The sequence below is a fragment of the Nostoc sp. genome (genome assembly GCF_036917465.1).
Lineage (GTDB): Bacteria > Cyanobacteriota > Cyanobacteriia > Cyanobacteriales > Nostocaceae > Nostoc.
Genome location: NZ_JBALDL010000087.1, coordinates 18,699 through 38,750, shown reverse-complemented (window position 1 = coordinate 38,750; position 20,052 = coordinate 18,699). Strand labels below are relative to the sequence as shown.

The following is a 20,052-nucleotide window of genomic DNA, read 5'->3' as shown; positions in this document are numbered from 1 at the left end:
ATCTCAATTAACACAGATATAACTAAGCCCCTGGTGTTCACCAATGCCTAGATTCTTAATTTCGTTTGTGAGAGTGCTTTATTCAAACATCGATCGGCGCGAACAAAAGACACATCAGGCGATCGCAGGTTTCTTTTTTCCAAGCCATTGTATTTTATAAGTTTCCTAATCTTTCTTTAGAGGAAATTGAAGCCATGCTCGATTTAGATGAATTCGTAAATACTCGATTGTACAAGAGCCTCTTGGAAAAGAGTAGATTGAAATTAGCCCCAAAACTTAGTGATAAAGGTATGAGCATTCAAGAAATAGCAGAATTGCTAGAAATAGATATTGAAGTTATCAGGAAATATCTGCAAGAACAGTTTTAGCGGTTAAGAGGATGTTTGCCAAGTGTTGAGCGCATAGTATTGTAGGCATTTTGCCTAGGCATAGCCCGTCGGAGACATCGCTTACCATCTGGCGTAGCCAATCATAATTTATTGTGCTATATTAAGCGTAGTCGTTATGAGTTTGTATAGAGTTATGACTAACCCCACAGTAGAAAACTTAGTAATTATCGGTTCTGGCCCAGCAGGGTACACAGCCGCCATTTATGCCGGACGCGCTAACCTGAAACCTGTTGTATTTGAAGGTTTCCAAGCCGGGGGTTTACCTGGTGGGCAATTAATGACAACGACGGAAGTCGAGAACTTTCCAGGGTTTCCCCAAGGGATTACCGGGCCGGAACTGATGGATCAGATGAAGGCACAGGCGGAGCGCTGGGGAGCTGAACTATATACTGAAGATGTTATATCAGTTGACTTGAGTCAGCGTCCATTTACAGTGCGATCGCAAGAAAGGGAAATTAAAACCAACAGCATCGTTATTGCTACGGGTGCGACAGCAAAGCGTTTGGGTTTACCTAGCGAACATGAATTTTGGAGTCGGGGTATCTCTGCTTGTGCGATTTGTGATGGTGCGACACCAATTTTTCACGGCGCGGAATTGGCTGTGATCGGTGCTGGCGACTCGGCGGCGGAAGAGTCTATTTACCTCACCAAATACGGTTCTAAGGTAAATATGTTGGTACGCACCGATAAAATGCGGGCTTCTAAAGCCATGCAAGACAGGGTTTTGAGGAACCCAAAAATCCAAGTGCATTGGAATACAGAAGCTGTGGATATTTTTGGTAATGGTCGCATGGAAGGGGTGAAAATCCGCAATACTAAAACTGGTGAAGAAAGAAAACTGCACGCTAAGGGTTTATTCTACGCTGTTGGTCACAGTCCCAATACCTCTTTATTCAAGGGACAATTAGAACTAGATGAAGTGGGTTACGTTGTCACCAAACACGGTACTGTAGAAACCAGTGTAGAAGGCGTTTTTGCAGCTGGTGACGTGCAAGATCATGAGTTTCGGCAAGCAATTACGGCTGCGGGTACTGGTTGTATGGCGGCGATGTTGGCAGAACGCTGGTTGTCATCCAGTGGGTTAATTCAAGAATTCCATCAACAAACAGAATCAGCAGACAATGAATTAGAACATCAGCCAGCCAAAAAGACTGAAGCTGAGGAAGAAGCTGGATTTAATTTGGATGGAACGCGCCATGCGGGAGGTTATGCTTTACGGAAATTGTTCCATGAAAGCGATCGCTTACTCCTGGTTAAATACGTCTCTCCTGGTTGTGGCCCTTGTCATACCCTGAAGCCAATTTTAAATAAAGTGGTGGATGAATTTGACAGCAAAATTCACTTTATAGAAATTGACATCGACAAAGACCGAGATATTGCTGAAAATGCTGGTGTGACAGGAACGCCAACAGTTCAATTGTTCAAAAACAAGGAACTGGTGAAGGAAGTTAAAGGTGTGAAGCAAAAGAGCGAATACCGCCAGTTAATTGAAAGTAATCTTTAGGGACTGGGGACTGGGGACTGGGGACTGGGGACTGGGGACTAGGGGGACTGGGGACTGGGGACTGGGGACTGGGGACAAACAAAATTAAAGACTTTTTGATCTCTCTGAGAACTCCGTTCATCCACCTCAGAACCTCAAACTATCCAATCGCCAATCACCAATCCCCAATCTACGAATCACCTAATCGAGTTCCGTACTCTTCTTTACCCTGTTGTTGGAAACGAATGAAACGACAATAACCGTTAAGACCTTTTTCAATCCAGTCTTTAAGCTGACTGACCCAGTTTAATTGTTCCGTGTTACAGTAGCCCAAGCTCTCAGCAATAATGAAGGCACTTTTGGTTTCAGTTAATGAGCCACGAGCAATGTACATAAAACGCAATCTATCTAAGTAGTGATAACGCCCATATCCCTCAGCTATATTCAGTAAAACACTACAAGCTGCTCTTCGTAATTGATCGCTCAAATTGTAACGCTCACAATTAGGCAAACTATCTGCTAGTCTATAAGGCGCTTTTAGCAACTTAAGGCTATCTTGATAGAAGTCTAAAGACTCAAAACCCCTATCTGGCATATCATCTTAATCTAAAGTCCCTCAATTTTATGGGAAATTTTTCCCCAATCCCCAGTCCCCAATCCCCAATCCCTACTCCCTAATATGTAAAATGGTCAGCGTATCAAGCTTTGCTCCAGGCGATCGCTTTATGGCCATTACAAAACGGCGACTACCGACATTTTTACAGTTTGGCAAAAGTTCCAATCTTTCCCAAAGACTCATGCTCATTGGGTTAGCCATCACCCTATTTTTCATCTTCCTGGCATTCTTCGCTCCTTTATTCCAGGCTTGGGGATGGCTGCTAAACCCGAAAGATTTTCTCTCTAATCCAATTCACGAGCCACCCTCAGCTAAACATTGGTTTGGCACTAGTCGCTTGGGTTATGATGTCTTCTCTCGGACATTGTTCGGCGCTCAAGCTGCCTTGCAGGTGGTGATTTTGGCAACGGCGCTGAGTATGATTATCGGTGTACCTCTGGGGATGCTGAGTGGTTATCTCGGCGGGAAATTGGATAAAGTGTTGCTGTTTATGATGGATAGCATCTACACTCTTCCGGGGCTACTGCTGTCTGTAACACTAGCCTTTGTAGTGGGGCGGGGGATATTAAATGCAGCGATCGCTATTAGCATTGCCTACATTCCCCAATATTACCGCGTTGTTCGCAACCACACCGTTAGCGTCAAAACTGAAGTCTTCATTGAAGCGGCTCAAGCAATGGGCGCTTCCACTTGGGTTGTGCTTTCTCGTTATCTATTTTTCAACGTCATTCAAAGCGTACCCGTCCTCTTCACACTCAACGCCGCCGATGCCATTTTGGTGTTGGGCGGTTTGGGCTTTTTGGGGCTAGGACTTCCTGAAGAAGTGCCAGAATGGGGACATGATTTAAAACAAGCCTTAGAAGCTCTACCTACTGGCATTTGGTGGACTACACTTTTCCCTGGTTTAACCATGACATTCATGGTGGTAGGGTTATCACTACTTGGTGAAGGGTTAAACGAATTTGTCAATCCCCGATTACGGAGAGAAAATGGAACCCGAAAATAGTTAACGCCGTGTGCAACTTTCTCTCGAACCTAACCCCCAACCCCTTCCCTACAAGGGAAGGGGAGCAAGATCAAAGCCTCTCTCCGCTTGCCTAACGGCAGGCTGACGCCAACGGGGAGAAGTTTAGAGAGGGGTTCCAATAATAAGTTGCACATCGCGTTAGTTAATAAATAGTGGACACTTATTAGTCAACGGACTAATCATTGATAACTAGTAATTGATAACTGGAGAGATTTGTGTGAAAGATAACCTGACATTAATTGCCGCCGCCACTGGCGGATTTATCCTTTCTGTTGCCCTTGCTGGCATTTTAAGAGGTGCGCCGATTACAGGTTGGCAGGAGCAATCGAGTTTCCGCACCACGAATTTTGCTAATTTACAGAAATCGGAGTTGAAAGCTTCGCGTCTTCTTCCACGGGAAGACGCTACGCAAACAGATCGGGGATAAAAAAATGAACTGGGGAATAGGGAATAGGGAATAGCTGTTCACCAATGACAAATGACAAATGACAAATGACAAAGTGGTGAGTTCTCAAGTAATTGGCATTGATGTCGGGGGAACAGCAATTAAGCTGGGGCGGTTTACAGCCGATGGTACTTGTCTGCAATCTTTGACTGTGGCGGCTCCTCAACCGACAACGCCGGAGGCGGTGTTGGCGGTGCTGCTAGATGCGATCGCACAAATTGATCCAGATAATCAAGCTGTTGCTATTGGCGTTGGGACTCCTGGCCCTTCCGATGCAGCAGGACGCATCGCCAAAATCGCCATTAACTTACCTGGATGGCTCGATGTGCCTTTAGCAGACTGGTTAGAAGCGAAAACTGACAAACCTACTGCGATCGCTAACGATGCCAACTGCGCTCTTTTGGGAGAAGCTTGGCTAGGAGCCGGTCGCCATTTGCAAAATCTGATTCTGCTAACTTTAGGAACTGGGGTTGGTGGCGCAATTATCCTCGATGGCAAACTATTTGTTGGACATCAAGGAGCCGCCGGAGAATTAGGTTTAATTTCATTAGATCCTGATGGGCCAATTTGTAATAGTGGCAATCAAGGCTCTTTAGAACAACATGCCTCTGCTACTGCCATTCGCCGCCGCACTCTCAAGGAACCCATCGAATTGGGTATTCTTGCTCAACAAGGAGATGCAGCAGCATTGACTTTTTGGCAAGAATATGGTAAGAATTTGGGGATTGGTTTGACGAGTTTGATTTATGTACTCACACCGCAAGCGATCGTCATTGGTGGTGGTATAAGTGGCAGTTTTGAGTTTTTCTTACCAGCAGCGAAGGCAGAAATTGAGAAGCGAGTTCAGCCTTTATCACGAGCGGGTTTACAGATTTTGCCAGCCGAATTAGGAAATTTTGCTGGGATAGTGGGTGCAGCTAAGTTGGCATGGCAATGCTATTCAGGGTTTTAGATTATGGTTCAAACAATCCCAGCAAGAGACATCAGTCTTTACGTAATTCGTAATTCGTAATTCGTAATGATGCTGTCTCTCTACGATATGCTGCGCGTAGCTTCCTTTGAGGGGTACGCGGATTCGCTACCACTACGCTAAAGTAATTTGTAATACTAGGACAAAGAATATCCTGTTGCCTTGTAAACGTATTTCACAACTTTTTCATAAGATTCAGGATTGCTCGCAGGGTTGATGATAATGGGAATAGTACCATCTGGCAACCAGAAAGTTATCCTGCCGTTCGGTTCATGACAAAAGGAACTGATGCAGTTGAGATTAATTACATATTCATTTTTTTCGTAAAAGATTTTTACCCAGTGGGCATGATCTAATTCTAAGCTCGTCACACATTCTAAATAATCGAGAATTTTTTGATAGTCTTCCAGGTTATTTTGAGGGTTAATTACTATTGGAATGGCACTATCGGGTAGCCAAAAAGTAACTCTGCCATTTACTTCATAACAAAAAGCATGGACACATTCAAAGTTCACTACATATTCTCTCCTCTCGTAAAGGATTTTCACCCAGTACGCCACAACATCTCCTCAAGTCAAAAATTTACGAATGATGCACCCTATATGTCTAAATCTACTGAAGCCTTAAGTTAATGTTGCTCTGTACAAATTAAAAATTAATTTTTAATTGTTATGACACCTCCAATGGTTTTGGTGTACCTGGAATTGATAAAGAAAGAGCGATCGCTGCTTGAATAAACCCTTTAAATAAGGGATGAGGGCTACTAGGGCGCGATTGAAACTCTGGATGAAACTGGCAAGCAAGAAAGAATGGATGCTTGGGTAATTCCACAATTTCAACTAACTGTCCATCAGGAGAAGTACCACTGATTACATAGCCAGACTTTAATAACAAATCGCGGTAAGTATTGTTGAACTCATAGCGATGTCGATGTCGTTCATAAATTACATCTTCTTGATAAAGCTTGAAAGCTAAGGTATCAGGGAGAACACGACAAGGATATAGCCCCAAGCGCATTGTACCCCCTAAATCGACAACTTCCTGCTGTCCTGGCAATAAATTAATTACGGGATTAGTTGTATGGGGGTCAAATTCGGCACTATTAGCATCTGTTAATCCCCCTACGTGCCTAGCCCATTCAATTACAGAACATTGCATACCCAGGCATAAACCCAAAAAGGGAATTTGGCGATCGCGTGCGTATTTAATGGCGGCAATTTTGCCATCCACCCCCCGAACACCAAAACCTCCTGGCACAACTATGCCATCGACACCCCCAAGATGAGTTTCGGCTGATTCATTTTCCAAATCTTCTGAGTTCACCCAACGCAGGCGCAGTTTGCCATAAGTGGAGATTGCAGCATGGTTTAGTGCTTCCACTACAGATAAATAGGCATCACTTAACTGCACATATTTCCCAACGATGGCAATTTCTAGATCGTGCTTGGGAGTATGTAACCGTTGTACCAAGGTTTGCCACTGCGTCAAATTTGGTTTGCGCTGTTCCATTTGCAGCAACTTCAAGACTTGTTCTGCCATTCCTTCCCGTTCTAAATTCAGGGGTACTTCATAGATACTTTTGGCATCTTGGGAAGTAATGACGCATTCTTCGGGGACATCGCAAAATCCTGATAATTTCTGCTTTAATCCCTTGGGTAAGGGGCGATCGCTCCGACAAACTAAAATATCTGGTTGAATACCAATGGATCTCAGTTCCTTAACTGAATGCTGTGTTGGCTTAGTTTTCATTTCACCCGCAGAAGCAATCCACGGTACCAACGTTACATGCATATACAGCACATTCTGCCGTCCCACCTCTTTGCGAAACTGGCGAATTGCTTCCAAAAACGGCAGTGATTCAATATCTCCCACCGTCCCGCCAATTTCTGTAATTACTACAGACGGATTTGTACTTTTAGCAACTCGCAGAATCCGCTCTTTTATTTCATTGGTAATATGAGGAATAACCTGTACAGTGCCGCCATTGTAGTCTCCACGCCGCTCTCTATTAATGACTGCTTGGTAAATCGAGCCAGTAGTCACACAATTCAAGCGCGACATTGAGGTATCAGTAAAGCGTTCGTAATGCCCCAAGTCCAAATCTGTCTCTGCACCATCCTGGGTAACGAATACTTCCCCATGCTGAAAGGGACTCATCGTACCAGGATCGATATTGATATAAGGGTCAAGTTTGAGAATCGACACCGAATATTCGCGGGACTTGAGCAAACGCCCTAGACTTGCTGCTACAATGCCCTTACCAATACTGGAAACAACGCCTCCAGTTACGAAGATAAACTTAGTCATAGTAGTTTAAATTTCTCACAACTTCTAAAAATACATCCCGTCATTGTGCCACAGTTGTTGTGGTGTAATCTTCTGTGATTTTGTCGTGAAAAAACTTTTAGGATTAGTAATATTAGGCTGCATTTTCGCATCCTCCATAGCATTGGCAGAGCCATCTCTTATAGTCATTTTTCCCGAAACAAACTACCAGACTAGTTCCGAAAAAATCTTTTTTTTGGGAACTGCACCACCAGATGGTCAGGTTTTGATCAATAGTAAGCCAATTACTCGCAGCAAAGCCGGTCATTTTTCCCCTAGTTTCCCTTTGCAGTTGGGGGAGAATCTTTTTACTGTGCGTCGCCAAAATCAAGAACTTAAGATTAAGGTGATTCGGCTGAACACTAGCCGGGAACTACCACAGGGGGTAGCCTTTGCGAAAGATTCTTTGACTCCCGCAGTTGAAATTGCCAGATTACCGGGAGAACTAATTTGTTTTAGCGCGATCGCACCCCCTAACGCCAATGTCTCTGTAACTCTGGCTAATCAAACCATTGCTCTTTCACCCCAACCTCAACAGGCACAACTACCAAGTAATTTGGCAGCTTTAACAGGGCAAAATCAGCCTCATGCCCAGTCTAGCGTAGGCGATTATCAAGGTTGTACCACAGTGGCAACAGCTGCCGATCTGGGAAAACCTCAATTTCAACTAACGCTGAATGGCAAGACGATAACTCAACCAGGGACTGGTAAAATTCAAATCCTCTCAAGAGCAGAATTGCCAGTTTCTGAGGTTACAGTAGAGTCAGGCGTTGCTCGTACCGGCCCAAGCACCGATTATTCTCGACTCACACCACTGCCCAAAGGCACACGCGCTACAGTAACAGGTAGAGAAGGTGAATGGTTACGCCTAGACTATGGTGCTTGGATTAATAGTCAAGAAACCCGCATTCTACCTGGTGCAATTCCGCCACAGACAATAATTCGCAGTGTCGGATACCGTCAACTCCCTGGTGTGACAGAGATAGTTTTCCCCTTACAAGTTCCCGTACCTGTGAGCGTGCAACAAAGTGAGCAAGCGATCGCTCTTACTCTCTACAATACCACTGCCCAAACGGACATTATTCGCCTGGATAATGACCCCCTAATTTCTCGCCTAGATTGGCAACAGGAAGCTCCAGAACGAGTAAAATACACCTTTAACCTCAAAAAAGCTCAACAGTGGGGATATAAGCTGAGATATGACGGTACAACCCTGGTTTTGGCTTTGCGTCATCCGCCTAAAATCGGGAACACAAGACGCAAGCCTTTAGCTAATTTCAAGATTGTACTCGATCCAGGGCATGGCGGTAAAGAAACTGGTGCCAGTGGCCCAACTGGATATTTAGAAAAAGATGTGAATTTGGTGGTATCTAAGTTGCTGCGCGACGATTTGGTGAAAAGAGGAGCAACGGTAGTGATGACGCGGGAGGACGATCGCGAAGTTTCTCTAGCAGAACGTCAGGCAATTATCAGTCAAGAAGAACCTGCGATCGCTCTTTCCATCCATCACAATTCTCTACCCGATGATGGCGATGCCGAAAAAATTAAGGGATTCGGCGCTTTTTGGTATCAACCCCAAGCCCACAACCTGGCAATGTTTTTACATAACTATGTAGTCAAAAAACTTGGCAAACCTTCTTATGGTGTGTTTTGGGATAATCTGGCGCTGACACGCCCGACAGCTGCACCATCAGTCTTACTGGAATTGGGTTTTATGAGCAATCCCAATGAATTTGAGCAGGTGGTGAACCCAGAAGAACAGAAGAAAATGGCTGATGCGATCGCTCAGGGAATTACTGAGTGGTTTAGGAGTGTTAAATAAATTTGCAGGTAAAACCAGTGTTGTATTTGGTGGAGTGCGATGTCTGATGATAAGGCTAGCACCAACGCTCTTTTTTAGCTAATTCTTGCTCAATGTTTGTGATAATAACAACCATTAATACACGCTTTACAAGATATAGAGTCTAACCAGGTAGATTAAAATAGTAGTGAAATAAAAATTTCATCTTTAGCTGTTGACTGTAGTTTATTTTACACCTAATAATATTATGTCTATTAGCGATAAGGCGCGTTTAATATCATCCATACTATCTTCTTTAACTCTTTCAGACTTACAATCGTTAAAAGAAGAACTTGATTATATTATTAGTACGAAAAATGTAGACAATATTAAAGAAGATATAAATGAACGAATGTATAATAATTCTATCGAATTTCTGAATTCTATTACTGATACGAATGTTTTGACTTTACATCCATTAAATAGTTTGAAAGAGAAAAAAACTATTTCTCAACCCTTATGTGGAAATGAATCGACTGTAGTTAGTTCACCTATCTTCAGTTTTAACATTGGTGGTGAAATAAAAGAAATTAGTTCTACTCAAAAATCTCCTAGACCTTTAGGTATTTGGAAAGGGCAAGTAGAAATATCAGAAGATTTTTATAAAACATCAAGTGATATTCTTTCTGAATTTGGTATAGAAGGATAATGGAATTGTTGCTTGACACCTGTGCTTTAATATGGTCACTTGAAGATAACCCTTATCTTTTACCTGAAGCTCGTCAGCAAATTTCAGATTCTTCAAATAAAGTGTTTGTTAGCGCTGTTAGTGTTTGGGAAATAGAAATAAAAAGGAAAAAAGGGCAGCTTAAAACGCCGGAAAATTTAATACAAGCGATTATTGATACTAAGTTTATTTTTTTATCAATGACAGAACACCACGCTGTTAAAGCAGCATCGCTACCTGAATATCATAAAGACCCTTTTGATAAACTTTTAATAGCACAAGCGATGTTAGAAAAGAGGGTTATAATTACTTCCGATACTATCTTTGGAAAATATGGAGTAGCGGTTATATCTGCTGTAAAATCATAAATATTAGCATTTGCTGCTTTGAGGCGATCGCTGTTTTATAGAACCAAGCATTGCTCTCTAACCTTGCTGGAGTGCGACCGCTATTTTTTAGCTAGTTCCTGCTCAATGTTGCGATCGGTCTTTGTTCAAGCTTTTTGACTTTTATAGTGCGATCGTCAAAACCATTCCTACTGTATCAATCGAGTAAAATGAAAGTTCAGTTGTTCCTGCGAGGTGTCCGTTGACTATCCTTGAGTGCCGCCTTCAACTTCAACAACAGATTGCTCAACTTCCAGATGACCAGCTGACTCAGGTTGAGCAATATATAGCATTTCTTGTTTTTCAGAAAACAGTTCCATCTCAATCAGAAGTGACCAAATCACCTTCCACTGGAGCTTCGATTCTGGCATCTTTAGAGCAAGCACACACTCCGCCCGATTCTCCTCTGGAGGATGAGACTCTAGCAGAACCACCTGAAGATTTTGCTGCTAAGATCGCTGAAATAAAACAACGTGGCGATCGTTCTCAATCTGTGATCCGACGAGGTTCTACAGGTCAAGACTTGCTCAAATTTGCTGGTAATTGGCATGGAGACGACCTAGAGGAGTGCATTGGGCATTAAGGATTTAGCGTGTCATGCAAATTTTGTAGAAACAAATGGGAAATATAAAAAAGTAATAATTTGTACAAAAATATGTATGAATGCTGCGTGCCAGGTTGCAATCGTGCTGCTGAACTTGAAGTTATTCTGTATGACTTCTATTTAAATGATGGTGGTGAAGTATTGTCAGAGCAAGATTTCACTTGCCCTTATATCTGTGCTGAACATGCCGTAAAAAACGAAAAACAAGCAGAAGGTTTGCGCGAACCTCGCGGAAGTGTTGTTTATCCTTATACAAATCAGAACAAGGCTCAAGGTTTTACTATCTATAGAACTTCTATCTGCCGCTTTGAGGTGATCGCTACAGAAGTTGAAGGATTAGCTTATTTTCTTATGGTTTCGATTTGAACACAGATGCGATCGCCCCACTGCCAAACCCAAAAGATCGAGCCATGCAGAAGATAGCAAAAACAGCCGTCAAGTTATTGAAAGGTGCGTTGGCGTAGCCCGTCGTAGACATCGCTGATTTGCCAAACACTCAAAAGCTAGTTGAAGTCTGTGGTAAGCTTTTGCCCTTGATTACTAAGTTTTTCGGCTTGCCATAACTTAATAAGTATTACTCTACATCTGGATCGATACCCATTGCCCTGAGCCGTTCTGCTAATTGTCCAGCTTTTTGTTCTGCTTGCTCTGCCCTTTGCCTTTGCAAATCGGCTTCTTCTTTACCAATCAGCAACAGATTTCCCTCTAAATCCCACCAGCGCAACCAAAATTGCTCAGGATTATTCAAGTAATTTCCCTGCCATAACCCTAATTCCACACCTAAAGGAGGAATTGGGTAGTGGCCTCGCTCATTAGGATGCATTTTGTGGTAAGAAAAATCTACCAGGTGATAAACCTCCAGTTTCTCATTACTAATTTCATAAATCGCATAGTAGGGAATTCGGATTACTCGCTCATATACCCAAAATTTACCTGGTTTTGCGCCTTCCCGACTACCAGCTAGAGATAAAGGAGTGGCATCTCGTTCTTCATCGCCATTACCACTAGCTAGTTCTATGGCAATCAATGGGGGTATGTATTCCCGCCACAGAACGTAGGAGCGACGGTTTTTGCCATCTAGCCTTGGTGGTACATTAGGGACATAAAACCAGTCCGGTGCTGCTGCTCCTTTTTCTGGTGGATCGGTTTCTCGCCAGTAAATACCACAATCTTGACCAATGCAATACTGTCCATCTGGATGTAAGTTTTGCAAAATTTGAGCAATTGAGTCTGTGATAATGATGGTTTGGGGATGCTCTTGAAAATTTTTCACAAAAGTACCATCAGACTCTGGTAATTGAGTGTGATCGGGAAACTGGGGTGGTATGGCAATATCAGCAAGTGTTTCACTCATACTTTGAAAAGTATTGCAGCTATTTATCTAGTGCCTTACGCTTCCTATAAGGTATTACGAAGTAGTATAACACCTTGACATATTTTGATTTCAGTGCTTATACCATGCCAGAAGAGCTTTGATTGCGAGTAAAAATATATGAAATCTTATATTTTGAAAGCGTATGTATTTTAAAATCGGCGGTATGGTGGGAGCGATCGCTATTTTATTGAGCAGTGGTAGTGCGTTCACCGGAGGTGTTGGCGCAGCCATCGCTGAAGGTGTTGGCATAGCGATCGCCCAAGATGCACAAAGATATATCACTGTGGGGCATGATAAATTAGGAAACAGTGTCGCTCTGGACACAAAAACTATTAAGGGTACAACATACAAACTTTACGGAATGTACGGAGATGGCATCTTCGAGACTACCTTCGATGCATCATGTACAGAATCGCGGCTTTTTCGGAATCGCATCGCCATTTACGGTTCAGAGGGACAGTTACTTGAAGAAGATAAGGAGAAAGGAGAAATACCTTTTGTCGCAAATTCTTCACCAGGTAAAGGAATGAAAATTGTTTGTCAAAAGATTGGGGCTATTGGTTGGTAGCAGAGTGGGCAGTTAGGAGTTAGGAGTTATTATTTCTCTCCTGCCCAATGCCCCATGCCCCATGCCCAATACCCAATGCCTATCTAAACAATACTATGGACAAAACAGTGTGTCACGTGTATCTCGTCCGGTGATTGGATTAGTCCCTTTGGCAAGTTTGCACAATTTTTTTTGCTCATCCGAACGCAGCAGCGTATCGGTAAAATCTGCCCCGTCAATGATTGCACCATCAAATCTGGCGTTAGCGGCAAACGCACCCTCTAACAGCGCATTTGTCAAATTTGCTCTCACTAAACGAGCCGAATCTAAAGTGGCATTTCTCAAATCAGCACTCTCCAAATTCGCAGATTCTAAATTTGCTGCAAAAAAACTGACACCGTTCAAATTTGCGTGGCTGAAGTTACTCTGACGAAGATTAGCCTTGGTAAAGCTGGAGTCTGTTAAATCACGCCCTGAAAAATCAGCCTCGACCAAAATTTCCTTATTATATTCGAGTGCCAAAGCTGTTGGAGCAAAACCCACGGTTGCGGTGATGCCAACTATTGCCCACAGAAATAAGCTGAGTATATTTGCCCAAAAGTGATAGTCTCTTTTATGCCTCAACCCGAATTTTGTTCGGGATGAGTCGAGTGTAGAACCTGCTGTGCGTAGGCGTAGCCCGTCGCAGGCATCGCTTAACCTAGAATTCATAGAATTCATCATATTTTTAGTCAATGGCTAACCTTCCTCCATCTCATTATCCGAATTTTGGTCATTTAGGAGAAGACCTAGTTGCCCAATGGTTGCAATCGACAGGTTGGATAATTCTGCATCGTCGCTTTTCTAGCCGTTGGGGAGAAATCGATATTATCGCCCAATATGATGGAATCGGGGGAGCAGAGGAGCGTGGGAGCAGAGGCGCAGTCAGAGAACTCAGGACTCAAGACTCAATATTGGCATTTGTTGAAGTCAAAACCCGCAGTTCAGGGAGTTGGGATGCAGGGGGGAGAAGTGCAATCAGTCTACAAAAGCAAGCAAAAATCTCGCGGACGGCTGGAATATTCTTAGCTCAGTACCCTGAGAAGGCAGATTATTCTTGCCGATTTGATGTTGCTATTGTCTACTGTCAAAGGATATCAAAAAATCAGACTGCGGTTGTAGCAACTCAGGAAGCTCTAGCTACTTCATCGGCAGCCGGATATAAGTTTAAGCTGCAAGAATACATTCTGGCAGCTTTCGACTCTTCAATTGAGAATGGTTAATTGGTAATAGATAAGATATCTTAAATTACCAATAATTTTGTAATGGCATTGTAACCAAATGCCATCATGCTAAAGTTTCTGGACAGTAACCTAAGCCCCGAACAAATTGTTGCCGGAAAGCTTCGATTTCGTCTCTCTCTGGACTACCATGAGAGACGATCGCTACTTGATAGCGACGCATCACTTCTACAGGGCATTGTCCCGCTTCCAAACTCCAAAGTGCCATTTGCACCCTCATTGGCGGTTCGTAGCTAATTCCTAATTCATTTAGAAATGCGCGAAAGTCGCCATCTTCTTGGGGCGAGACTTGACCTTTGAGTTTGATCCTAACCACCCAGCCATCAATTTGATGAATTACGGTGACGAACGAAACTGGTGTCTGGGGTCTAGCATGCAGGTGTTGAACGACCCTCAGGGTTAGACTGGCATTTGCCAGATAATACAAATATTCCATGTTTGTTGGTGCTTGGGATCAAAGCCAATCCTACATATCTATATTCGTCAATAAGTGCCTCTTCCCGGTAGGGTAAAAGCCCCCGTTTTTAGATGGGGAGGTTTACCCAATTTTTATATTAAGTTTTCCGTGTTACTTAATAGTAACAATCTTATAGCCTTGCGAGAAAATTAAGCAAAGATGCCTTAAAGTTCCTTTAGAAGAAAAGCTCAAAGCAGCTTTTTTAAGAGAGTATAAATACTAAATGAAGTAAAAACTAGTATAAGCAAAGTTGAAAGATATCTCTGGCACACAAGAAAAAGATTTGAAATTAGATTGCTCGGTAGCTGGCTATGACTACAACCTACCTCCAGAACTCATTGCCCAAAACCCAGCCGTTCCTAGAGATAGTTCCCGGCTACTGGTGGTTAATTCTCCCACTACAGGTAACAAAACAGCACCTCTGCACCATATTTTCCACGATTTGCCTGGACTGCTACGCCCTGGTGATTTATTGGTGATGAACAATACAAGAGTTATCCCAGCGCGGCTTTATGGTCATAAATCCACTGGTGCTAAAATCCAGATTTTGCTGTTGGAAGAACGACAGTATAACTGTTGGTTAGCTTTAGTTAAGCCAGGAAAAAGCTTTAAACAGGGAACGAAGATTATTTTTGAAGCAAGGATTAGGGATTTGGAAGAATCTTCCCTAGTCCCTAGTCCCCAGTCCCTAATACCCATTCCCCAACTCACGGCTACGGTTTTGGAAACAGATGCATCAACTGGGGGGCGTTTGTTGCAATTTGATATGCCAGAGGGAAAGTCTTTAGTGCAACTGTTAGAGATATTTGGTGAAGTACCACTACCACCGTACATTACTACCTCGTCAGCTGCTGATGAGCAGTATCAGACAGTTTATGCAAAACAACCAGGAGCGATCGCAGCTCCAACGGCAGGATTACATTTTACTCCAGAATTATTACAAAAGTTGCGCGATCGCCAAATCAATCAAGCTTTTGTAACTCTACACGTTGGTGTCGGGACTTTTCGCCCTGTGGAAGTGGAGGATGTAACTACCCATCTGATGCACGAAGAATGGATTGAAGTTCCCGCCGCCACAGTAGAGCAAATCCGCGCCACTAAAGCAGATGGCGGTCGAATTATCGCTGTAGGAACAACGGTAGTACGGGCTTTAGAAGGGGCGGCTGAATCTGGGAATTTACAACCATTTTGCGGTAAAACAGACCTGTTTATTTATCCCGGCTACCAATGGCGGGTGGTGGATGGTTTAATTACCAATTTTCACCTTCCACGTTCTAGTTTGCTGATGTTGGTAAGTGCGCTAATTGGCAGACAACGGTTATTAAATATATACAACGAAGCGATCGCTTCTGCATATCGCTTTTATTCATTCGGCGATGCCATGCTAATTTTGCCAGAAGCTATGGAAGTTAGGAATTAGGAGAGACGCGATTCATCGCGTCTGTACAAGATTTGGAAATTTGGAATTTTTGCTTTCGTGGTGGGTACTCTGACTTATGAGGAGTGAAAAATAAGTATAGGTCTGTGATTCATGTCTGAAAAATTCCTATTTTCTCAGTCGTTACATTTATTTTGCCGGGTGACACTCTGTAGCTGTTCTGCATTTTTGGTCTTAGCTTCGCCGGCAATTACTAATTCTTTAGGAAGTAAACTGCTAGCAGAAACCGCAGTTTCTCAGGATCTCGAAGCAGCTAGCTTTTTCCAACAGGGAGTGACGCGCTATAACCGCAAAGACTTACAGGGTGCAGAATCTGCCTTTCGTCAAGCCTTGCAGCGAGATCCTAGTTTTGGGGCTGCGCTAAATTATCTGGGTAATATATTCATGGAGCAAAATCGCCTGGATATAGCTTTACAAGCTTATGTAAAGGCGATTAAAGTTAATCCCAATTTTAGCGAAGCTTATTACAACTTAGGGTTAGTGTTGTACCGACAAGGTGAAAAAGATACAGCGATTACAGCTTATCGGCAGAGTCTTGTGATAGATCCCACAAGGGTAGCAGCGCTGTATAATTTGGGTTTAGCGCTGTATGAACAAGGACATATACAGGAAGCGATCGCAGCATACCAGCAAGCAATTAATCTAGATAGTAGCAATGCCAACGCTTATTTTAACTTAGCGATCGCCTTGCAACAACAAGGTCAAACAGAGCAAGCGATCGCCACTTATCGCCAAGTATTGCAGCTAGATCCTAAAAATGCCACAGCCTACAACAATATGGCAAATTTGTTAGCAACTCAAGGTCAAGCTTCTGAGGCTATTTCTGTTTATCGGCAAGCTATTCTCCTAAATCCTAAAAACGCCTCAGCTTACTATAACTTGGGAGTTACTTTATATAATCAGGGAGAGATCAAGAAAGCTGGTGGAGTATTGAAACGCGCCCGTAAGGAGTATCGTGAGCAAGGGAACATTGAGCAAGCTGAGAAAATAGAACAACTAATGCAACAAATTGCCCAGAAAATTCAGCAACAACAGCCTCAAGCCAGTCAAACAGCTACTCCTTCTCAGATTCCAGACAACACAAGTAATGTAGGAATACCAACACCTGAGCCACAAACGCTAAATCAATCAGAAACTCCAGCAAACCCCGTTAATGTCCCTATCTCAGTTAAACCACAGTCTAGCTCAACAAGTCCTGGACAATAAAAAACTCCGAGTTACAAATAAACGAAGAAGTCATCCGCCAGTGTTGAGAATTCAGCATAAATTCTCAATACTGGTGCTTTTATTTTCCTTGATAGTTAATAACTCCTAACTCATAACTTTCAATTAATAATAAAATTTCACGAAAATCTTCTGACTTTCTCTAGAAGCAAAAATACCCTGATTTAATTAAAAATATACATGGTAGCCTATCTGTATGTTTTTTTAAATTCGGCTTTGTCTTAACACTGCTTTTTTCATGAGTGCAACACTTTACGAGCAAATTCAGCAATTTTACGATGCTTCATCTGGTCTATGGGAACAGATATGGGGCGAACACATGCACCACGGCTATTATGGTGCCGATGGGACTCAGAAAAAAGACCGTCGTCAGGCTCAAATTGATTTAATCGAACAATTGCTCAATTGGGCAGGGGTAGAAGCAGCAGAAAATATCCTAGATGTGGGTTGCGGCATCGGCGGTAGTTCTTTATACCTTTCACAGAAGTTTAATGCTAAGGCTACAGGGATTACATTGAGTCCTGTACAAGCAGCGAGAGCAACGGAACGCGCCTTGGAAGCTAATTTGAGTCTGAGAACACAATTCCAAGTCGCAAATGCTCAAGCAATGCCCTTTGCTGACGATTCTTTTGACTTAGTTTGGTCGCTGGAAAGCGGTGAACACATGCCAGATAAAACCAAGTTTCTCCAGGAATGCTATCGAGTATTAAAGCCTGGTGGTAAGTTAATTATGGTGACTTGGTGTCATCGACCAACTGATGAGTCTCCACTAACGGCAGATGAGGAAAAGCACTTGCAGGATATTTATCGGGTGTATTGTTTACCTTATGTGATTTCTTTGCCAGAGTATGAAGCGATCGCACATCAACTACCATTACATAATATCCGCACTGCTGATTGGTCAACAGCTGTCGCACCCTTTTGGAATGTGGTGATTGATTCTGCATTCACTCCCCAAGCACTTTGGGGCTTACTAAATGCTGGTTGGACTACCATCCAAGGGGCATTATCGCTGGGATTAATGCGTCGCGGTTATCAACGTGGGTTAATTCGGTTTGGCTTATTGTGCGGCAATAAGTAGAATTCCCCTTCAGGAAAAAATGTGGCGTGTTAGCATTAAAGTAGTAGTTTGTCAAGCTATTAATGAAAAGTTTGTAGTAAGCACTTTAGTGCTTAGAAAATAAGGACGCTTTGTGCTTACTACGAACTTTCTTGCCCATCAATATAAAATTAAGTTTCTTCTTGTTAAATTTCAGCAAATGCCACTCGAACTGCAAAACCTCACAGGCGGTTATACCACAGTCCCAATTGTTCAAGACATTAACCTCACTCTGCAAACAGGAGAATGGTTGAGTTTTGTTGGTGCTAATGGCTCAGGTAAATCTACTTTACTTAAATTGCTGAGTCGTATTCTCTCCCCACAGCAGGGAACAGTGCTACTTGATGGTAAAGCAATTCATTCGCAACCACCAAATTTGGTTGCACAGAAACTGGCTTTATTGCCTCAACAACAAACAGTTCCCGTGGGCTTAACAGTGCGACAATTAGTAAGTTTAGGACGCACGCCACATCAATCTTGGTGGCAATGGGAATTAAACGCCCAAGATTGGGTTAAAGTGGAAGCTGCAATTGAAAACACGCAACTAGAAAAATTGAGCGATCGCTTAGTTGAAGAACTCTCCGGTGGTGAAAGGCAACGCGCTTTTTTAGCTTTAGCACTGGCGCAAGAACCAAAAGTTTTACTATTAGATGAACCTACAACTTTCTTAGATATCAACTATCAATTACAACTATTAGAACTACTGAAAAATCTGAATCAAAAACAGGAATTAACTATTGTTACAGTTCTACACGAACTAAACTTAGCGGCACGATACAGCTCTCGCATTGCTTTATTAAAACAAGGTCATCTTTGGGAAGTTGGTAAACCTGAAGAAGTTTTGACACCTCATGCGATCGCCCAAGTATTTGGCGTGGAATCTGTGATTATTCACACACCCGTGGGTTTACAAGTTTGTTATTATCTATAATGCTTATTCTAATTTGATTTATTCTCGCCTACTTACTTACATCATAGGTTATGTGAAAAATAATCTTGATGCCAGCAATTTTAAAGTTAGCGATAAATATTGTATCCGCTTAAATTGCTTTCGGTGCAGTAGCTAATATTTTACTCATTTTAGTAACTGGGACAACTACCCCACTTCTTAAATAATGAGGTGATCTTTGTATGGCAGTAAATCCCAGTCGTAAATAAAACTCTTCAGCATAAAGACTAGCAGTTGTAATTACTTTATCTATACCTTGCTCAGTTGCTTCATCGCAAAAATGTTGAACTAAAGCACGTCCAATCCCTTTACCTTGAGATTTAGGATTGACATACAGCCCGATCAGTTCATCAAGAGTAAAACTAGCAAAACCTATAACAACATCTTTTTCGATCGCAACCCAGCAAGTCTCTACTTTCATACTCTTCAAGATATTTAAACCATCAGGTTTATTCTGGTAATTACGCCAAACTAAAAGTTCTTTTTCGGTGTAGAAAGTTGCAGGTAGAGCTTTGATAGCGGCAATATGAATTGCACTCATTACCCAGCCATCTGTTTCTTGGGCAGGTCTAAGAGATATTTGGTTAGCACTCATGGGTTCAGAGCTAGCATTCAGATTAAATACTTGCTGTAATTTATGATACAAATCCTTTATCACTAAATCAAGGGTTTAAGACCCCTACGTCTATACGTAGTATTCTTACAAAGTTGGGCGCACGGAAACCGTGACGCACCCACTTTGCGCTCAGTTGAGTTGGGGTTTAAATCCCCGACTCCAACTGTCTTTAATTTTGAAGTAATGAGTAATAGACATCTCCAGAAATCAATTAAGACCCCTCTCCAAACCTCTCTCCGCTTCGGGGAGAGGCTTAATTCCCGTGATATTTTTATGTAAATTTAAGGTAACAAAATCTTTTCTGGAGATGTCTAA

24 protein-coding genes are annotated in these 20,052 nt (G+C 42.6%); 16 read left to right on the top strand and 8 right to left on the bottom strand.

Annotation, left to right across the window (positions count from 1 at the left end):
* Positions 1-194: 194 nt before the first annotated feature.
* Both V7K38_RS22380 and trxB read left to right on the top strand, forming a co-directional pair.
* Positions 195-368, top strand: coding sequence for a hypothetical protein (locus tag V7K38_RS22380; RefSeq protein ID WP_334860763.1), 174 nt, complete (start codon positions 195-197; stop codon positions 366-368).
* A gap of 154 nt (positions 369-522) precedes the next feature.
* On the top strand, positions 523-1,893 hold the full coding sequence (gene trxB / locus V7K38_RS22375) for a thioredoxin-disulfide reductase (RefSeq protein ID WP_334860761.1): 1,371 nt from the start codon (positions 523-525) through the stop codon (positions 1,891-1,893).
* A 169-nt stretch (positions 1,894-2,062) separates the two neighbouring features.
* Here the strand turns inward: trxB and V7K38_RS22370 are convergent, their stop codons facing one another.
* Positions 2,063-2,467 (bottom strand): four helix bundle protein, encoded by a 405-nt coding sequence (locus tag V7K38_RS22370; RefSeq protein ID WP_334860759.1) that lies wholly within the window; start codon positions 2,465-2,467, stop codon positions 2,063-2,065.
* A gap of 130 nt (positions 2,468-2,597) precedes the next feature.
* On the opposite strand from V7K38_RS22370, the gene V7K38_RS22365 reads away from it, so the two are divergent.
* From V7K38_RS22365 to V7K38_RS22355, 3 genes are all read left to right on the top strand, one after another.
* Positions 2,598-3,494 carry an ABC transporter permease gene (locus V7K38_RS22365; protein WP_334861039.1) on the top strand — a complete coding sequence of 299 codons (897 nt, stop codon included), beginning with the start codon at positions 2,598-2,600 and terminating at the stop codon, positions 3,492-3,494.
* 238 nt (positions 3,495-3,732) lie between these two features.
* The gene (locus tag V7K38_RS22360) at positions 3,733-3,942 is read left to right on the top strand and encodes a hypothetical protein (protein WP_334860757.1); all 210 of its coding nucleotides are present in this window, start codon (positions 3,733-3,735) and stop codon (positions 3,940-3,942) included.
* 58 nt (positions 3,943-4,000) lie between these two features.
* Positions 4,001-4,912, top strand: a complete 912-nt coding sequence (locus V7K38_RS22355; RefSeq protein ID WP_334860755.1) for an ROK family protein — start codon at positions 4,001-4,003, stop codon at positions 4,910-4,912.
* Between the two features lie 155 nt (positions 4,913-5,067).
* Here V7K38_RS22355 and V7K38_RS22350 read toward each other — a convergent pair whose 3' ends face one another.
* Positions 5,068-5,490: a hypothetical protein gene (locus V7K38_RS22350; RefSeq protein WP_334860753.1), complete on the bottom strand. Its 423-nt coding sequence runs from the start codon at positions 5,488-5,490 to the stop codon at positions 5,068-5,070.
* Between the two features lie 109 nt (positions 5,491-5,599).
* Entirely contained in the window at positions 5,600-7,237 is a 1,638-nt protein-coding gene (locus V7K38_RS22345) for a CTP synthase (protein ID WP_334860751.1), read from the bottom strand.
* Between the two features lie 85 nt (positions 7,238-7,322).
* Here V7K38_RS22345 and V7K38_RS22340 point away from each other — a divergent pair, with 85 nt between their 5' ends.
* The 5 genes from V7K38_RS22340 to V7K38_RS22320 all read left to right on the top strand — a co-directional run bounded on the left by V7K38_RS22340 (position 7,323) and on the right by V7K38_RS22320 (position 11,118).
* Positions 7,323-9,077, top strand: a complete 1,755-nt coding sequence (locus V7K38_RS22340; protein WP_334860749.1) for an N-acetylmuramoyl-L-alanine amidase — start codon at positions 7,323-7,325, stop codon at positions 9,075-9,077.
* A gap of 226 nt (positions 9,078-9,303) precedes the next feature.
* On the top strand, positions 9,304-9,744 hold the full coding sequence (locus tag V7K38_RS22335; protein ID WP_334860747.1) for a hypothetical protein: 441 nt from the start codon (positions 9,304-9,306) through the stop codon (positions 9,742-9,744).
* A complete protein-coding gene (locus V7K38_RS22330) occupies positions 9,744-10,130 on the top strand; it encodes a type II toxin-antitoxin system VapC family toxin (protein WP_334860745.1) in 387 nt (128 codons plus the stop codon). The genes V7K38_RS22335 and V7K38_RS22330 overlap by 1 nt, the downstream gene beginning before the upstream one ends.
* Before the next feature lie 349 nt (positions 10,131-10,479).
* On the top strand, positions 10,480-10,731 hold the full coding sequence (locus tag V7K38_RS22325; protein ID WP_334860743.1) for a hypothetical protein: 252 nt from the start codon (positions 10,480-10,482) through the stop codon (positions 10,729-10,731).
* A gap of 72 nt (positions 10,732-10,803) precedes the next feature.
* Entirely contained in the window at positions 10,804-11,118 is a 315-nt protein-coding gene (locus V7K38_RS22320; protein WP_334860741.1) for a hypothetical protein, read from the top strand.
* Here the strand turns inward: V7K38_RS22320 and V7K38_RS22315 are convergent.
* Together V7K38_RS22315 and V7K38_RS22310 are read right to left on the bottom strand one after the other, a co-directional pair.
* Positions 11,102-11,230 carry a hypothetical protein gene (locus V7K38_RS22315; protein WP_334860739.1) on the bottom strand — a complete coding sequence of 43 codons (129 nt, stop codon included), beginning with the start codon at positions 11,228-11,230 and terminating at the stop codon, positions 11,102-11,104. The two genes, V7K38_RS22320 and V7K38_RS22315, sit on opposite strands and share 17 nt — an antisense overlap.
* 96 nt (positions 11,231-11,326) lie before the next feature.
* Entirely contained in the window at positions 11,327-12,106 is a 780-nt protein-coding gene (locus V7K38_RS22310; protein WP_334860737.1) for a Uma2 family endonuclease, read from the bottom strand.
* Positions 12,107-12,269: 163 nt separating this feature from the next.
* Between V7K38_RS22310 and V7K38_RS22305 the strand changes: the two genes are divergently transcribed.
* Positions 12,270-12,695 (top strand): hypothetical protein, encoded by a 426-nt coding sequence (locus tag V7K38_RS22305; RefSeq protein WP_334860735.1) that lies wholly within the window; start codon positions 12,270-12,272, stop codon positions 12,693-12,695.
* A gap of 93 nt (positions 12,696-12,788) precedes the next feature.
* Here the strand turns inward: V7K38_RS22305 and V7K38_RS22300 are convergent, their stop codons facing one another.
* The gene (locus V7K38_RS22300) at positions 12,789-13,385 is read right to left on the bottom strand and encodes a pentapeptide repeat-containing protein (RefSeq protein ID WP_334860733.1); all 597 of its coding nucleotides are present in this window, start codon (positions 13,383-13,385) and stop codon (positions 12,789-12,791) included.
* A gap of 23 nt (positions 13,386-13,408) precedes the next feature.
* Between V7K38_RS22300 and V7K38_RS22295 the strand changes: the two genes are divergently transcribed.
* Positions 13,409-13,936 carry a YraN family protein gene (locus V7K38_RS22295; RefSeq protein ID WP_334860731.1) on the top strand — a complete coding sequence of 176 codons (528 nt, stop codon included), beginning with the start codon at positions 13,409-13,411 and terminating at the stop codon, positions 13,934-13,936.
* 64 nt (positions 13,937-14,000) lie between these two features.
* Here V7K38_RS22295 and V7K38_RS22290 read toward each other — a convergent pair whose 3' ends face one another.
* A complete protein-coding gene (locus V7K38_RS22290; RefSeq protein WP_094333021.1) occupies positions 14,001-14,390 on the bottom strand; it encodes a hypothetical protein in 390 nt (129 codons plus the stop codon).
* A 271-nt stretch (positions 14,391-14,661) separates the two neighbouring features.
* On the opposite strand from V7K38_RS22290, the gene queA reads away from it, so the two are divergent.
* The 4 genes from queA to V7K38_RS22270 all read left to right on the top strand — a co-directional run bounded on the left by queA (position 14,662) and on the right by V7K38_RS22270 (position 19,103).
* A complete protein-coding gene (gene queA / locus V7K38_RS22285; RefSeq protein ID WP_334860729.1) occupies positions 14,662-15,831 on the top strand; it encodes a tRNA preQ1(34) S-adenosylmethionine ribosyltransferase-isomerase QueA in 1,170 nt (389 codons plus the stop codon).
* A gap of 111 nt (positions 15,832-15,942) precedes the next feature.
* Positions 15,943-17,055 (top strand): tetratricopeptide repeat protein, encoded by a 1,113-nt coding sequence (locus tag V7K38_RS22280; protein WP_334860727.1) that lies wholly within the window; start codon positions 15,943-15,945, stop codon positions 17,053-17,055.
* 256 nt (positions 17,056-17,311) lie between these two features.
* Positions 17,312-18,154 carry a methyltransferase domain-containing protein gene (locus V7K38_RS22275; RefSeq protein WP_334860725.1) on the top strand — a complete coding sequence of 281 codons (843 nt, stop codon included), beginning with the start codon at positions 17,312-17,314 and terminating at the stop codon, positions 18,152-18,154.
* A gap of 178 nt (positions 18,155-18,332) precedes the next feature.
* Positions 18,333-19,103, top strand: a complete 771-nt coding sequence (locus tag V7K38_RS22270) for an ABC transporter ATP-binding protein (RefSeq protein ID WP_334860723.1) — start codon at positions 18,333-18,335, stop codon at positions 19,101-19,103.
* Positions 19,104-19,212: 109 nt separating this feature from the next.
* Here the strand turns inward: V7K38_RS22270 and V7K38_RS22265 are convergent, their stop codons facing one another.
* On the bottom strand, positions 19,213-19,779 hold the full coding sequence (locus tag V7K38_RS22265) for a GNAT family N-acetyltransferase (RefSeq protein WP_334860721.1): 567 nt from the start codon (positions 19,777-19,779) through the stop codon (positions 19,213-19,215).
* Positions 19,780-20,052 lie beyond the last annotated feature (273 nt).